Source organism: Streptomyces sp. NPDC029674 (assembly GCF_044903205.1).
GTDB lineage: Bacteria > Actinomycetota > Actinomycetes > Streptomycetales > Streptomycetaceae > Streptomyces.
Genome location: NZ_JBJDPY010000002.1, coordinates 711,968 through 726,031 on the forward strand (window position 1 = coordinate 711,968; position 14,064 = coordinate 726,031).

Genomic DNA, 14,064 nt, shown 5'->3' on the forward strand with positions numbered 1-14,064 from the left:
CCGTCCGTCACTGGCCGACCCTGCCGTCGACGCACTCGCGCAGCAGGTCGGCGTGGCCGCAGTGCCTGGCGTACTCCTCGATGCGGTGCACCAGCAGCTCCCGGACCGAGGTCCTGTCCTTCCCCAGCCGCTCGCCCAAGTCGCAGTGGCCGGCGAGTGCGGCGTCGGTGGCCGCCTGTTCGCGTTCCAGGTCGGCGAAGGCGGCGTCGACCACGGCCTGTTCGGCGACGGCTCCGTCGAAGTCCGCGTCGCGCTCGCCGTACAGCTTGGGCACCGGGTCGCCGTCGCCGATCCAGTTGCGCCAGTCCCGCTCCACCTCGGCGAGGTGCCGGACCAGACCGAGGAGCGACATCGTCGAGGGCGGCACCGGCCGGCGGGCCAGCTGCTCCGGGTCCAGGCCCTCGCACTTCATGCGCAGGGTCATGCGGTAGTCCGTCAGGAAGTCGAGCAGGGTCGGCAGCTCGCCGTCCGGGCTGCCGCCCTCGCTGTCGCGGGGGTCGTCGTCCGGGTCGGCCCACATGTCGGGGTAGGTGGTCGCCCGGGTCCACCGCGCGGGTGGCCCGCTCAGGTCGCTCTCGCCGCTCTGGTCGCTCATGCGGGTCATGTTCGTCCGTGCGGAGCCCGGCCCGCCAGTGATTTGTCACCGCGGGCCGGGCAGCGCGGACCTTGGGACGCTACTTGTGCCAGGGCCCCGTCACCGCGAACGTCGTGCCGGGCGTATAGCAGTTCAGGTACATCGTGTCGTGGTCGGGGGAGAAGGCGGCGCCCGCGAACTCGCCCCACTCGGGCTTCTCGGGGGTGCCGATGTTCTGGCGGTTGCGGGCCATCGCGTAGACCTCGCCGCGCCGGGTGACGCCGTACACGTGCTGGGCGCCGTCGCCGTCCTCGCACACCATCAGGCCGCCGCTGGGCGCGAGGCAGATGTTGTCGGGGGACTCGCCCGGCAGCTGGATGTCGGTGCTCGGGCCGAACACGATGACGAGGGTGAGCCGTCGGGCGGCCGGGTCGTACCGCCAGACCTGGCCGAAGTGGTCGCCCGCCGAGCCGTCCCCGCTGCGTGCGAAGGACGACACGAAGTAGACGGACGAGCCGCCCCAGTAGCAGCCCTCCAGCTTCTGCGCGTGCGTGATGCCCTTCTTGCCGAAGTCCTGGTGCCTGATGGGGGTCTGGGCCGCCAGCGGGTCCGGGACGTCGACCCACTCGATGCCGTCGAAGCTCGCGCCTGTCTTCTGGATCGAGGACAGGTCGGGCACCCCGGGCACCCGCATGGCCTGCAGCTTGCCGCCCGCGCGCAGCGAACCGCGGCCGCCCCGGGGCTTCTCGGGCAGGAAGCGGTAGAAGAGGCCGAAGGGCTTCTCGAAGGCGTCCTCGGTCTCGTAGACGATGCCGCGCTTCGGGTCGACGGCGACGGCCTCGTGCTGGAAGCGGCCCATCGCGGTCAGCGGCACCGCGCCGGTGCGGCGCGGGTCCACCGGGTCGACCTCGAAGACGAAGCCGTGGTCCTTGGTGTAACCGTTCGTCCCGGCCTTGTCCTCGGTCTCCTCGCAGGTGAGCCAGGTGCCCCAAGGCGTGGGCCCGCCCGCGCAGTTGACGGCGGTGCCGGCGATCGCGACGCGTTCGTCGAGGACCTCGTCCCTCCGGTCGAGCGCGATCGCCGTACAGCCGCCCTTGGCCGCCGGGTCGTAGGTCAGGCCCCCGACGGTCGGCACGGCGATCCTGCCGGTGACGCGGTTCTCGTGGTTGCGCACGAGATGGACGCCGCCGTTCCGGCCCCGGAAGGCGGCCATGCCGTCGTGGTTGCCCGGCACCTTGCCCTCACCCGACCGCAGGGGCTCGCCCTCGCGCGAGAGGACCTTGTAGCGGAACCCCTTGGGCAGGTCGAGCAGGCCCTTGGGGTCGGGGACGAGAGGGCCGTATCCGGCCTTCCCGTGCGCGGCGGCGGTGCCCGCGAAGAGTTCCGAGAGAGCGCCGGTGAAGGCGATTCCGGCACCCACGGCACCGGTACGGGCGAGAACCTGACGTCGAGTGGCAGTCATGCTGGGCAACCTCCTGCTGGCGGACAGGAATATGACCGGATGTGTGTACCACGCGCCTTGGTGCACGGGAACCACACGCGTAGCTTCCGTTTCGCGTGCCGACTTCGCGCGCCGTCCCGTGTCCCCGCCGGAGCGGGGCTACTCGCCCACGAGTCCCTTCGCGTCCCGCGCGAGCGCCGTGAGCCGCGAGATGGCCCGGAAGTACTTCTTCCGGTATCCGCCGTTCAGCATGTCCTCACTGAAGAGCCGGTCGAAGGGCACACCGGAGGCGAGCACCGGTACCTCTCGGTCGTACAGCCGGTCGGCGAGCACCACAAGGCGCAGCGCGGTCGACTGGTCGGGCACCGGCGTCACGTCGGTGAGGCAGACGGCGGCGAGCCCGTCGGTCAGCGCGCCGTACCGGCTCGGGTGGACCTTGGCCAGGTGGGCGAGGAGGTGCGGGAAGTCGTCGAGCGAGGCGCCGTCGGTCGCGTACGCCGCCTTGGTGACCTGCTCCTCCGAGTACGGAGCGGGCGCCTCCGGCAAGCCGCGGTGGCGGTAGTCCTCGCCGTCGATCCGCAACGCCTTGAAGTGGGACGACAGGCCCTGGATCTCGCGCATGAAGTCCGTGGCCGCGAACCGGCCCTCGCCGAGCTTGCCCGGCAGCGTGTTCGAGGTCGCGGCGAGCGCCACGCCCTGCTCGACGAGCTTGGAGAGCAGCGAGGAGACCAGGACCGTGTCGCCCGGGTCGTCGAGCTCGAACTCGTCGATGCAGAGCAGCCGGTGCCCGCTGAGGGTGCGCACGGTCTGCTGGAAGCCGAGCGCGCCGACCAGGTTGGTGAGCTCGACGAAGGTGCCGAACGCCTTCTGCTCGGGCGCGGCGGGCGCCGCGTGCCAGAGGGAGGCGAGGAGGTGGGTCTTGCCGACGCCGTAGCCACCGTCCAGGTAGATGCCGCGCGGGCCCGTGGGGGCTGCGGCCTTCTTCTGGAACCAGCGCTTCCGGCCGGCTCCGGAGGCGTGCGCCCCGCCGAGCCCCGCCGCGAAGCCGCTGAGGACACGGACCGCCTCGGTCTGGCTCGGCTGGTTCGGGTCCGGAATGTACGTATCGAAGCGGACCGAGTCGAAGCGCGGCGGCGGCACCATCTCGGCGACCAGCCGGTCGGCCGGGACGTGGGGCTCACGGGCGCACAGGGACAGCGGAGCCACTTCGGCTATGGGGCGGTGCCCGGAGGCGGCGGAGGAGGACGACACGGTTCCCCAGCTTAAGGGGCGTGCAAGACTGCGGATATGCGACGCCTGTTCCCTGTGACCGACCAGACAGCAGACCGGACGGACGAGACGGCCGACCGGGAGTGGAGCCTCGACGAGCTCGCCGACGCCTACGCCTACCCCGAGGGGGAGACGACCTGGCTGCGGGCCAACATGGTGTCCACGCTCGACGGCGCGGCCCACCACGACGGCCGCGCCCACCCCATCTCCGGCGACACCGACATGCGGATCTTCGGCACCCTGCGCAGCCTCGCCGATGCCGTGGTCGTCGGCGCCGAGACCGTCCGCAAGGAGGGATACCGCCCGGCGAAAGCACGTGCGGTCTTCGAGCGGCAGCGGGCGGCGGCCGGGCAGTCGGCGGCGCCCGCCATCGCGGTCGTCAGCGCCGGTCTCGACCTGGACTTCTCGCTTCCGCTCTTCACCGAACCGGTGACGCCCACGCTCCTGGTGACCGGGGCCTCCGCGCCCGCCGACCGGATCGCCGCGGCGGAGAAGGCGGGCGCCGTCGTGGTGACCGCCGGTGAGGGCGCGACCGTGGAGCCGGAGCGGGTGGCGCCCGCCCTGGCCGAGCGCGGGCTGACCCGGCTGCTCACGGAGGGCGGGCCCCGTCTTCTCGGGCAGTTCGTGGCCGCCGGGGCGCTGGACGAGCTCTGCCTCACCGTGTCGCCGATGCTCACGGCGGGGGACGCGCAGCGGATCGCCGGCGGGTCCGCTCTGCCGGTGCCGGAACGATTCGTACTGGGGTCCGTACTGGAGGAGGCCGGGTTCCTCTTCACCCGATACCGTCGTACCTGACAATCGGCGGAATCAGCCGTTCCGTTTGGCTTCGGCTGGGCACACTAGATCTCGCAGACCCCGTGCGGCCACGGGGCAGGATGGTTTCCGCAAGGGCCTCAGGACGCGGGGCCCACGGATGAGAAGGGCGCCTGGCGTGTTCACAAGCGTATTGATGATCGAGAAGGCCCTGACCTCCGCCGACGTGGAGTTCGTCACCACCTTGCACGGGGACGAGCCGGTCGCCTTCCACGTGCTGCTCCAGCCGAGGGGCGATCAGGCGGACCGTCTGCTGCGGGCCATCGACGACGTCGCACTCGGCGAGCTGGACGAGGCGGCGCGCGAGGGCGAGACCCCGGAGGGCGACGAGGCGACGGGCCCCGGCGAGCAGGCGCTGCGGGTCTCGCTGACCGCACTGCGCGCGGCGGGCTGCGCGGCCCAGGGGAGGCTCATCGAGGACCACCCGCTGGACGCGCTCAAGACCCTGGTCGAGGACGCCGACGCCGACGAGGTGATCGTCCTGACCGACCCGCACTACGTGGAGGAGTTCTTCCACCGGGACTGGGCCTCGCGGGCGCGCCACAAGGTCGGCGTCCCGGTCCTGAAGCTGTTCTCGCACAGCCTGGCGGACGAGGCGTAGCAGCCGGGAGCCGGGTGCCTCGGGCGTCGTGGGCCGCGGCAGGCCATAGGCTGGGGCCTGCTCAGTCGTCGTACCACCAGTCGTAACACCAGGGGAGACACACGCATGGCACCCGGCCTGCCCCAGTCCATGGCCGACATGGACCGACCGCACTTCATCGGCATCGGCGGCGCCGGAATGTCGGGCATCGCGAAGATCCTGGCCCAGCGCGGCGCCGAGGTCGCGGGCAGCGACGCCCGCGAGTCCGCCACCGCCGAGGCGCTGCGCGCGCTCGGCGCCACGGTCCACATCGGGCACGACGCCGCGCACCTCGCGTCCGACGCGACGTGCGTCGTCGTCTCCTCCGCCATCCGTGCGGACAACCCCGAGCTGGCCCGCGCGGCCGAGCTGGGCATCCCGGTCGTGCACCGCTCGGACGCCCTGGCCGCCCTGATGAACGGCCGGCGCCCGATCGCGGTCGCGGGTACGCACGGCAAGACGACCACGACGTCGATGCTGGCCGTCACCCTCGCCACCCTCGGCCTCGCCCCGTCGTACGCGATCGGCGGCGACCTGGACGTGCCGGGGTCGAACGCGCTGCACGGCGAGGGCGACATCTTCGTCGCCGAGGCCGATGAAAGCGACCGCAGCTTCCACAAGTACGCGCCCGAGGTCGCCATCGTCCTCAACGTGGAGCTGGACCACCACGCCAACTACGCCTCGATGGACGAGATCTACGAATCCTTTGAGATCTTCGCCGGCAAGGTCGTCCCGGGCGGCACGCTGGTCATCTCGGCCGACCAGGCGGGCGCCGTCGAGCTGACCAAGCGCGTCCGGGACCTCGGAGAGCTCAAGGTCGTCACGTACGGCGAGTCCGAGGGTGCTGACCTGCGCATCCACAAGATCACCGCGCGCGGTCTGACCAGCGAGGTCACCGTCCTCCTGGACGGCAAGCTGCTCACCTTCACGGTCTCGGTGCCCGGCCGCCACTACGCGAACAACGCGGTCGCCGCGCTGGCGGCGGGCATCGCGCTCGGCATCCCGTCCCGGAACCTGGCCGGCGCGCTCAAGTCGTACACCGGCGTCAAGCGCCGCCTCCAGCTCAAGGGCGAGGCGGCGGGCGTCCAGGTCATCGACTCCTACGCCCACCACCCCACGGAGATGACGGCCGACCTGGAGGCGATGCGCTCCGCCGCGGGCGACTCCCGCATCCTCGTCCTCTTCCAGCCGCACCTCTTCTCGCGCACCCAGGAACTGGGCACCGAGATGGGCCAGGCCCTGGCGCTCGCCGACTCCTCCGTGGTCCTCGACATCTACCCGGCCCGCGAGGACCCCATCCCCGGCGTCACCAGCGCCCTGATCATCGACGCCGCCCGCGAGGCGGGCGCCGAGGTCACGGCCGCGGCGGACAAGGCGGAGGCCGTGCGGGCGGTCGCGGGAATGGCGAAGCCCGGTGATCTCGTTCTCACCATGGGAGCGGGCGACGTCACGGACCTCGGCCCGCAGATCCTGGCCGAGCTGTCGAAGTAGGAAGTAAGGGGTTCACGTCATGTCGTACGACGTCGAGAAGCCGGACGAGCAGTGGCGCGCGGAGCTGACCCCCTCGGAGTATGCGGTCCTGCGCCAGGCCGGCACCGAGCCCGCCTTCGTCGGTGAGTACACGGACACCAAGACGAAGGGCGTGTACTCCTGTCGCGCGTGCGGCGCGGAGCTGTTCACCTCGTCGGAGAAGTTCGAGTCGCACTGCGGCTGGCCGAGCTTCTTCGACCCCAAGGACACCGACGCGGTGGAGCTCGTCCAGGACACCTCGCACGGCATGGTGCGCACCGAGGTGCGATGCGCGCGCTGCGGATCGCACCTCGGGCACGTCTTCGAGGGGGAGGGGTATCCCACCCCGACGGATCAGCGGTACTGCATCAACAGCATCTCGCTGCGGCTGACGCCGGACGAGGGCTGAGCGTTCCCCGGCTGAGAGGTTCCCGGCCGAGCGTTTCCCGGCCGGGAGCTAGAACGTCAGCTTCCAGCTGTTGATGTACCCCGTGTCCTGGGAGGCGACGTCCTGCACCCGCAGCTTCCAGGCGCCGTTGGCCGGCTCGCTGGACGCGTCGACCGTGTACGTCGCGATGACGTTGTCCGCCGAGTCGTTGCCGCTGGAGTTCTTCAGACGGTACGCGGAGCCGTCGGGTGCGAGCAGGTCCACGACGACGTCGCCGCGCCAGGTGTGCCGGATGTCGACGTCGACCTTGAGCGCCGCGGGGGCGTTGCCGGTGCGGCCGGTCACGTCCACCGTGGAGGTGACCGCGGGGCCGTTGTCCGGGACGGCGACGTCCGTGGTGTTCTCGTAGACGTCGCCGGGCGGGACCGTGGTGCCCGCGCCGAGGGTCCAGACCGCGTGGGCGATGGCGTCGCTGTTGCGGTCCAGAGCGGTGTCGTTGATGTTCGACGTGGTGTCGCAGGACGAGTGGTAGCAGCGGTCGAAGGCCTGACCGGCCGTGCCGCCCCACTTCTGCGCCTGCGCGCTGGTCTTGGCGCGCTCGGCGCCGGTGAACAGGCCGCCGACCGGGATGCCGACGTTCATGAACGGGGCATGGTCCGAGCGGCCGTCGCCCTGCGTCTCGATCTCCGTGGGGACGTTCAGGCCCGCGTAGAAGTCCTTGAACGTCTTCTCGATCGTGGGGTCGTCGTCGTAGACGAAGTAGCCCGGGTTCGGTGAGCCGATCATGTCGAAGTTCAGATAGCCGCTGACCTTCGAACGGTCCGCGGCCGGCAGGTTGTTGACGTAGTAGCGCGAGCCGACCAGGCCGAGTTCCTCGGCGCCCCACCAGGCGAACCGCAGGTGCTTCGTGGGCTTGAGCTGCGCGCGGGACACGGCGAGCGCGGTCTCCAGGACACCGGCAGAGCCGGAGCCGTTGTCGTTGATGCCGGGGCCCGACGAGACGCTGTCGAGGTGCGCGCCCGCCATCAGGACCTGGTTCGCGTCGCCGCCCGGCCAGTCGGCGATCAGGTTGTAGCCGGTGCCGCCGCTGGCGGTGAACTGCTGGATGCGGGTGGTGAATCCGGCCGCGTCCAGCTTCGCCTTCACGTAGTCGAGGGAGGCCTTGTAGCCGGGGCGTCCGTGGGCGCGGTTGCCGCCGTTGGCCGAGGCTATGGACTGGAACTGGGAGAGGTGCGCCTTGACGTTGGCGAGCGGTATGTCGGGCGCCGCGAGCGTGGGCGCGGGCGCGGCGGGCCCGGCGACGGCGGGAGCGGCGGTGGCGAGCAGGCCGCCGATGGCCAGGGTGGCGGCACCGACGGCCGCACGTCTGAAGAGTTTCATGTGGGGCTCCGTATTCCGAACAGCGAGAGGGACGGAACGTGCGAGGCGCCCCGCGACGCGGGTGCCGCGGGGCGCCTTTGGAGCTGTGCGTTGCCTGATGTTGAAGGTGTGACGGGCCACCGTCAAGAGCGGAAACAGGTCACATTGCGGGCAGCGGCGTTCGTATAGCGGACGGCTCCTCGGTGGTCCACCGGACTCAGAAGAAGACCCCGCACGTCAACAGCACATTCGCGTACGGCCGCGCCTCGCCGGTACGGACCACCAGGCGGGCCGTGGCCGAGCGTCGCTTGAGTTCCTCGTGCGGGACGAGGCCGAGCGCGGGGAGACGCTCCCGCAGCAGCCGTGCCGCCGCCGGATTCGCCTTCCACACCTCGTCCGCCGCCGTCCCGCCCTCCACCACCAGCTCGTCGAGGAGGCCGTCGAGGACCTCCTCGAAGGACGGGACGCCGGCCCGGAACGCCAGGTCCACCACGCGTGGGCCGGCCGGGATCGGCATGCCCGCGTCGCAGACGAGCACGGTGTCGCCGTGTCCCAACTCGGCAAGGGCGCCCGCGAGATGGCGGTTCAGGATGCCCGACCTCTTCACCGGGAGGTGACCCCTTCGGCGGGGCCGGGAAGCTCCGAGGCCGTGGGGTAGGAGTCCTGCGCCCCCTTGCGGGTGACCGCCGCCGCGCCCACCCGTACCGCGTACGCGGCCGCCGTCGGCAGGTCCTCGCCGAGGCCGAGGCGCCAGCCGAGCGCCGCGGTGAAGGCGTCGCCCGCGCCCGTCGTGTCGACCGCGTCGACCTTCGGACTCGGGACCCGCACCACCTCGGAACCGTCCGAGGTCAGCGCGCCCTCTGCGCCCAGCGTGATCACCACCGAGCGGGGGCCGAGCGCGAGCAGCCCGCGCGCCCACTCCTCGGGGGACTCGCCCGCGTCCTCACCGAGGATGACGCGCGCCTCGTGCTCGTTCACCACCAGCGGGTCGCAGGCGGCCAGGACCTCGGCGGGCAGCGGGGCCGGAGGGGAGGGGTTCAGGACGAAGCGGGTTCCGGGGCGCAGCGTGCGGGTGACCTCTGCGACCGTGTCCAGGGGGATCTCCAGCTGGCTGGAGACGACCCGGGCCGCCGCGACCAGACTGCCCGCCGCGCGGATGTCCTCGGGGGTGAGGCGGGCGTTGGCGCCGGGGGACACCACGATGCTGTTGTCGCCCGACGGGTCGACCGTGATCAGCGCGACGCCGGTGGGCGCGCCGCCCACCAGGACGCCGACGGTGTCCACGCCGGCCGCCCGCTGCGCGTCGAGGAGCAGCACGCCGTGCGCGTCGTCGCCGACCCGGGCGAGGAGCGCGGTGCGGGCGCCGAGGCGGGCCGCGGCGACGGCCTGGTTGCCGCCCTTGCCGCCGGGGTGGACGGCCAGGTCGGAGCCGAGCACCGTCTCGCCGGGGGCGGGGCGCCGCTCCACGCCGACCACCAGGTCGGCGTTGGCGGAGCCCACGACCAGCAGCTCGTAGTCGTCGTTCATGTGTGCTTGTTCCTGCTTTCGTACGGTGAGGTGCAGCTGCGACGGTACTCGGAGCGGCGGACGGTCAGGAAAAGTCCTGCACGTTCTTCGACGTCACGACCTTCACCGGCACCTTCACCGTCTCCTGGACCTTCTTGCCCTGCGTGGCCCGCACCGCGTTGCGCACGGCGATCTTCCCGAGTTCCTTGGGCTGCTGGGCCACGGACGCGTACAGCGTGCCCGCCTCGACCGCCTTCAGGCCGTCGGGCGTGCCGTCGAAGCCGACCACGGGGACGGAGGTGCCCGCCTTGTCGCCGAGCGCCTTGACCGCGCCGAGCGCCATCTCGTCGTTCTCGGCGAAGACGCCGTTCACGCCCTTGTTGGACTGCAGGAGGTTCGTCATGACGTCCAGGCCCTTGGTGCGGTCGAAGTCCGCGGGCTGCTTGGCGACGACGTCGATGCCGGGGTACGCCTTGATGCCCTCGGCGAAGCCCTGCCCGCGCTCGCGGCTGGCGGAGGTGCCGGGCGTGCCCTGGAGGACGACGACCTTCCCCTTGCCGCCCAGCTTCTCGGCGAGCGTCTTCGCGGCCAGCCTGCCGCCCGCGACGTTGTCGGAGGCGACGAGCGTCGCGGTCTCCGCCTTGTTCACCCCGCGGTCGGCGGCGACCACCGGGATGTCCTGCTTGTTGGCGCCGCGCACGGCGGGGCCGACCGCGTCGGAGTCGACCGGGTTGACGATGATCGACTTCACGCCCTCGCCGGTGAAGTTCTGCAGCTGGTTGGTCTGCTGGGACGCGTCGTTCTGCGCGTCGGTGACCGTCAGGTCGATGCCCGCCTTCGCGGCCTCGGCCTGCGCGCCCTCCTTCATCTGGACGAAGAAGGGGTTGTTGAGGGTGGACAGCGACATGCCGATCTTCGTGTTCGTGCCCGATGAGCCCTGGTTGAAGAAGGAGACCGCGCCGACCACGGCCGCCACGACCACGGCGGCGACCGCGTACTTCACCGCCTGCGGCCCCTTGCCGCGGATGCCGCCGGACGCACCGGAGGAGGCACCCGGCGTCGCCCCGGCCCGCCGCCGCAGCGTGTCCAGGAGGACCGCGAGCGCGATGACGACACCGATCACGACCTGCTGCCAGAAGGCCGACACGGAGAGGAGGTTGAGGCCGTTGCGCAGCACCGCGAGGATCAGCGCGCCGATCAGCGTCCCGGACGCCTTGCCGACACCGCCCGCCAGGCTCGCGCCACCGATGACGACGGCGGCGATCGCGTCGAGCTCGTAACCCTGCGCGGCCTGGGGCTGCGCGGAGACGAGGCGGGAGGCGAGCACGATGCCCGCGACGGCCGCGAACAGACCGGAGAGCGCGTAGATCACGAGCTTCTGCCGCTTGACCCGGAGCCCGGAGAGGCGGGCCGCTTCTTCGTTGCCGCCGATCGCGTACATGGAGCGGCCGATGAACGTACGCCCGAGGACGAGCGCCGTGACCAGGCCCATCACGACCATCACGATCACCGGGACCGGCAGCCAGCCGCCGACCGTGTCACCGAGGTGCGACACCGAGTCGGGGAACGCGATCGGGCTGCCCTGCGAGATCACCAGGGAGAGGCCGCGGGCCACCGACAGCATCGCGAGCGTCGCGATGAACGGCGGCAGCTTCCCGTACGAGACGAGCAGACCGTTGACGAACCCGCAGGCCATGCCGGTCGCCACGGCGAAGACCACCGCGAGCCAGACCGGCAGCCCCTCCGAGGTCGCCGTCCAGGCGAGGACGGTGGCCGAGAGCGCGGCCACCGAGCCGACCGACAGGTCGATGCCCGCCGAGACGATCACGAAGGTGACGCCGAACGCGAGGATCGCGGTGACGGCCGCCTGCACGCCGACGTTGAGCAGGTTCTGCGTGGTGAGGAAGTCGCCGGAGAGCAGCGACATCGCCACGACCAGGACGATCAGTGCGCTCAGCGCGCCGTTGTCGAGCAGGACGCGGCGGAGCGAGGCCGCGCCACCCGCGTCGCGCTTCAGGGTTTCAGTGGCCACGGGAGCCCTCCGCTGTCGTGTCTTCCGCTTGCTGTACCGCCGCGGTGCTGACGGCGAGCGCCATCACCGCGTCCTGCGTGGCCTCTTCGGCCGTGAGCTCGCCGGCGATCCGGCCCTGCGCCATGACGAGGACGCGGTCGCTCATGCCGAGCACCTCGGGCAGATCGCTGGAGATCATCAGGACCGCGTGCCCGGCGGCCGTCAGTTCGTTGATGAGCTGGTAGATCTCGACCTTCGCGCCCACGTCGATGCCGCGGGTCGGCTCGTCGAGGATGAGGACCTTGATGTCGGCGAGCAGCCACTTGCCGATGACGACCTTCTGCTGGTTGCCGCCGGAGAGCGTGCGGACGTGCTGGCCGAGCCCGGCCATCCGCACCCCCAGCTGCTCGGCGATCCGCGCGGCGTCCCGCTGCTGCCGCTTGAGGTCCACGAGTCCGGCGCGGGTCGCCGAACGCAGCGTCACCAGACCGAGGTTCTCCCGCACCGACGCGTCGAGCAGGAGCCCCTGGCCCTTGCGGTCCTCGGGGACCAGGCCGATGCCCGCGCCCATCGCCGCGTTCACGTCGTGCCGGGGCAGCCGCTCACCGCGCACGGCGACGGAACCGCCGTCGTACGGATCGGCCCCGAACACGGCGCGCGCCACCTCGGTACGGCCCGCGCCCACCAGACCCGCGAGGCCGACGACCTCACCGGCCCGCACCTCGAAGCTGACGTCGTGGAAGACGCCGTCCCGGGTGAGGCCTTCGACGGAGAGCAACGGCGGCCCGGTGTCCGGGCGTTCGCGCGGATACTGCTGCTCGATGCTGCGGCCCACCATGAGGCGTACGAGCTCGTCCTCGTCGGTCGACGCGGGCACCTGGTCGACGCTGCGGCCGTCGCGCAGGACGGTGACGCGGTCGCCGAGTGCCGCGATCTCCTCCAGGTGGTGGGTGATGAAGACGATGCCGACGCCGTCCTCGCGCAGCGTGCGCACGATCCGGAAGAGCTTGTCGACCTCCTCGGAGGTGAGCACCGCGGTCGGCTCGTCCATGATGAGCACGCGCGCGTCCAGGCTCAGCGCCTTGGCGATCTCCACCATCTGCAGCCGGGCGATGCCCAGTTCACGCACCTTGGCGCGCGGCGACACCTGGACGCCGACCCGCCGGAGCAGCTCCTCGGCGTCGGCCTCCATCCTCTTCCTGTCGACGAGGCCGAACCGGCGCGGCTGCCGCCCGAGGAAGATGTTCTCGGCGACGGTCAGATCGGGGACGAGGTTGAACTCCTGGTAGATGGTGGCGATGCCGAGCCGCTCGGCGTCCTGCGCGCCGTTGATCCGCACCTCGCGCCCCTCGGCGAAGATGCGTCCGCTGTCGGGGCGGTAGGCGCCGGAGAGCATCTTGATGAGGGTGCTCTTGCCCGCGCCGTTCTCGCCGAGCAGGACGTGCACCTCGCCGCGCCGCAGATCGAAGTCGACTGAGTCCAGCGCGACGACGCCGGGGAACGTCTTGCGGATGCCTTCGATGCGCAGCAACTCGCTCTGTTCACTCACGCGTTGCTCCTTCATGCCGGGGTGTCCTCACCGCAGGAGCGGCGGACGACGAGGCGGGCGGGCAGGGTCACGGACCGCGGGCTCCTGCCCTCGATGCGGTCGATCAGCGCGTGCACGGCGGCCCGCCCCAGATCGGCGGTCGGCTGGGCGATCGCGGTGACCGGCGGGTCGGTGTGCACGAACCACGGGATGTCGTCGAAGGCCGCGAGCCCGATGTCGTGCGGGACGCGCAGGCCGTGCGCCCGGATCGCGTCGAGGGCGCCGAGCGCCATCAGGTTGTCGGCGGCGAAGACGACGTCGGGCGGCTCGGGCAGCGCGAGGAAGCGCTCGGTGGCGCGCCGTCCGCTGGCGGCCTGGAAGTCGCCCTGCCCGATGTACGCGTCGGGCAGCGCCGTGCCGTGCTCGCGCAGCGCGTCCCGGAAGGCCTCGACGCGCTCGCTGCCGGTGGTGGTGGCGGCCGGGCCCGCGATGATCGCGAGCCTGCGGTGGCCGAGCCCGTGCAGGTGGGCGACGAGGTCGCGGACGGCCTGCCGCCCGTCGGAGCGGACGACGGGGACGTCCACGCCGGGGATCCACCGGTCCACGAAGACCATCGGAGTGCCGGCCCGCGCGGCATCGAGCATCAGCGGCGAGCCGCCGTCGGTGGGCGACACGAGCAGCCCGTCGATCCGCCGGTCGAGCAGGGTCCGTACGTGGTGGTCCTGGAGCTCGGGGCGTTCGTCGGCGTTGCCGATGATCACGCTGTAGCCGAGCGCGCGGGCCGCCTCCTCGACGGACCGGGCCAGCTCCGTGAAGTACGGGTTGAGCACGTCGCTGATGACCAGGCCGAGGGTGCGGGTCTGGTCGGTGCGCAGGGAGCGGGCGACGGCGTTCGGCCGGTACCCGAGGGCCTCGACGGCGGCGACGACCCGGGCGCGGGACGCGGGGCTGACGGAGGGGTGACTGTTCAGGACGCGCGACACGGTGGCAACGGACACGCCGGCCTCGGCCGCGACGTCCTTGATGCTCACCGAACTCGGGGTCATC

The 14,064-nt window shown here is 71.7% G+C and carries 13 protein-coding genes; 4 read left to right on the forward strand and 9 right to left on the reverse strand.

Annotation, left to right across the window (positions count from 1 at the left end; translation table 11 throughout):
* Window positions 1-7: 7 nt before the first annotated feature.
* The 3 genes from ACI2L3_RS07150 to zapE all read right to left on the reverse strand — a co-directional run bounded on the left by ACI2L3_RS07150 (window position 8) and on the right by zapE (window position 3,266).
* Window positions 8-604 carry a DinB family protein gene (locus tag ACI2L3_RS07150; RefSeq protein WP_404751284.1) on the reverse strand — a complete coding sequence of 199 codons (597 nt, stop codon included), beginning with the start codon at window positions 602-604 and terminating at the stop codon, window positions 8-10.
* Between the two features lie 70 nt (window positions 605-674).
* Window positions 675-2,036 carry a PhoX family protein gene (locus tag ACI2L3_RS07155; RefSeq protein WP_404751285.1) on the reverse strand — a complete coding sequence of 454 codons (1,362 nt, stop codon included), beginning with the start codon at window positions 2,034-2,036 and terminating at the stop codon, window positions 675-677.
* Between the two features lie 138 nt (window positions 2,037-2,174).
* Window positions 2,175-3,266 carry a cell division protein ZapE gene (gene zapE, locus ACI2L3_RS07160; RefSeq protein WP_404751286.1) on the reverse strand — a complete coding sequence of 364 codons (1,092 nt, stop codon included), beginning with the start codon at window positions 3,264-3,266 and terminating at the stop codon, window positions 2,175-2,177.
* Between the two features lie 36 nt (window positions 3,267-3,302).
* Between zapE and ACI2L3_RS07165 the strand changes: the two genes are divergently transcribed.
* From ACI2L3_RS07165 to msrB, 4 genes are all read left to right on the forward strand, one after another.
* Window positions 3,303-4,079 carry a pyrimidine reductase family protein gene (locus ACI2L3_RS07165; protein WP_404751287.1) on the forward strand — a complete coding sequence of 259 codons (777 nt, stop codon included), beginning with the start codon at window positions 3,303-3,305 and terminating at the stop codon, window positions 4,077-4,079.
* A gap of 136 nt (window positions 4,080-4,215) precedes the next feature.
* The gene (locus ACI2L3_RS07170; protein ID WP_362991832.1) at window positions 4,216-4,698 is read left to right on the forward strand and encodes an indole-3-glycerol phosphate synthase; all 483 of its coding nucleotides are present in this window, start codon (window positions 4,216-4,218) and stop codon (window positions 4,696-4,698) included.
* 105 nt (window positions 4,699-4,803) lie between these two features.
* A complete protein-coding gene (gene murC / locus ACI2L3_RS07175) occupies window positions 4,804-6,207 on the forward strand; it encodes a UDP-N-acetylmuramate--L-alanine ligase (RefSeq protein ID WP_404751288.1) in 1,404 nt (467 codons plus the stop codon).
* Window positions 6,208-6,226: 19 nt separating this feature from the next.
* Complete coding sequence (gene msrB, locus ACI2L3_RS07180) at window positions 6,227-6,634, forward strand: peptide-methionine (R)-S-oxide reductase MsrB (RefSeq protein WP_398305808.1); 408 nt, start codon at window positions 6,227-6,229, stop codon at window positions 6,632-6,634.
* Window positions 6,635-6,682: 48 nt separating this feature from the next.
* Here the strand turns inward: msrB and ACI2L3_RS07185 are convergent, their stop codons facing one another.
* The 6 genes from ACI2L3_RS07185 to ACI2L3_RS07210 form a co-directional block, all read right to left on the reverse strand.
* Window positions 6,683-7,993 (reverse strand): M28 family metallopeptidase, encoded by a 1,311-nt coding sequence (locus ACI2L3_RS07185; RefSeq protein WP_404751289.1) that lies wholly within the window; start codon window positions 7,991-7,993, stop codon window positions 6,683-6,685.
* A 196-nt stretch (window positions 7,994-8,189) separates the two neighbouring features.
* Complete coding sequence (gene rbsD, locus ACI2L3_RS07190) at window positions 8,190-8,579, reverse strand: D-ribose pyranase (RefSeq protein WP_404751290.1); 390 nt, start codon at window positions 8,577-8,579, stop codon at window positions 8,190-8,192.
* Complete coding sequence (locus ACI2L3_RS07195; protein ID WP_404751291.1) at window positions 8,576-9,499, reverse strand: ribokinase; 924 nt, start codon at window positions 9,497-9,499, stop codon at window positions 8,576-8,578. Before ACI2L3_RS07195 ends, rbsD begins: the two co-directional genes overlap by 4 nt.
* Before the next feature lie 64 nt (window positions 9,500-9,563).
* Window positions 9,564-11,510 (reverse strand): substrate-binding domain-containing protein, encoded by a 1,947-nt coding sequence (locus tag ACI2L3_RS07200; RefSeq protein ID WP_404751292.1) that lies wholly within the window; start codon window positions 11,508-11,510, stop codon window positions 9,564-9,566.
* On the reverse strand, window positions 11,500-13,053 hold the full coding sequence (locus tag ACI2L3_RS07205) for a sugar ABC transporter ATP-binding protein (RefSeq protein ID WP_404751293.1): 1,554 nt from the start codon (window positions 13,051-13,053) through the stop codon (window positions 11,500-11,502). The genes ACI2L3_RS07200 and ACI2L3_RS07205 overlap by 11 nt, the downstream gene beginning before the upstream one ends.
* A complete protein-coding gene (locus ACI2L3_RS07210; protein WP_404751294.1) occupies window positions 13,050-14,063 on the reverse strand; it encodes a LacI family DNA-binding transcriptional regulator in 1,014 nt (337 codons plus the stop codon). Before ACI2L3_RS07210 ends, ACI2L3_RS07205 begins: the two co-directional genes overlap by 4 nt.
* Window position 14,064 lies beyond the last annotated feature (1 nt).

What these genes read in the sequence shown, in the direction of transcription:
- ACI2L3_RS07210 (WP_404751294.1), bottom strand. Translation starts at nt 14,063, where the DNA reads ATGACCCCGAGTTCGGTGAGCATCAAGGACGTCGCGGCCGAGGCCGGC.
- ACI2L3_RS07155 (WP_404751285.1), bottom strand. Translation starts at nt 2,036, where the DNA reads ATGACTGCCACTCGACGTCAGGTTCTCGCCCGTACCGGTGCCGTGGGT.
- msrB (WP_398305808.1), top strand. Translation starts at nt 6,227, where the DNA reads ATGTCGTACGACGTCGAGAAGCCGGACGAGCAGTGGCGCGCGGAGCTG.
- ACI2L3_RS07150 (WP_404751284.1), bottom strand. Translation starts at nt 604, where the DNA reads ATGACCCGCATGAGCGACCAGAGCGGCGAGAGCGACCTGAGCGGGCCA.
- ACI2L3_RS07205 (WP_404751293.1), bottom strand. Translation starts at nt 13,053, where the DNA reads ATGAAGGAGCAACGCGTGAGTGAACAGAGCGAGTTGCTGCGCATCGAA.
- ACI2L3_RS07195 (WP_404751291.1), bottom strand. Translation starts at nt 9,499, where the DNA reads ATGAACGACGACTACGAGCTGCTGGTCGTGGGCTCCGCCAACGCCGAC.
- murC (WP_404751288.1), top strand. Translation starts at nt 4,804, where the DNA reads ATGGCACCCGGCCTGCCCCAGTCCATGGCCGACATGGACCGACCGCAC.
- ACI2L3_RS07185 (WP_404751289.1), bottom strand. Translation starts at nt 7,993, where the DNA reads ATGAAACTCTTCAGACGTGCGGCCGTCGGTGCCGCCACCCTGGCCATC.
- ACI2L3_RS07165 (WP_404751287.1), top strand. Translation starts at nt 3,303, where the DNA reads ATGCGACGCCTGTTCCCTGTGACCGACCAGACAGCAGACCGGACGGAC.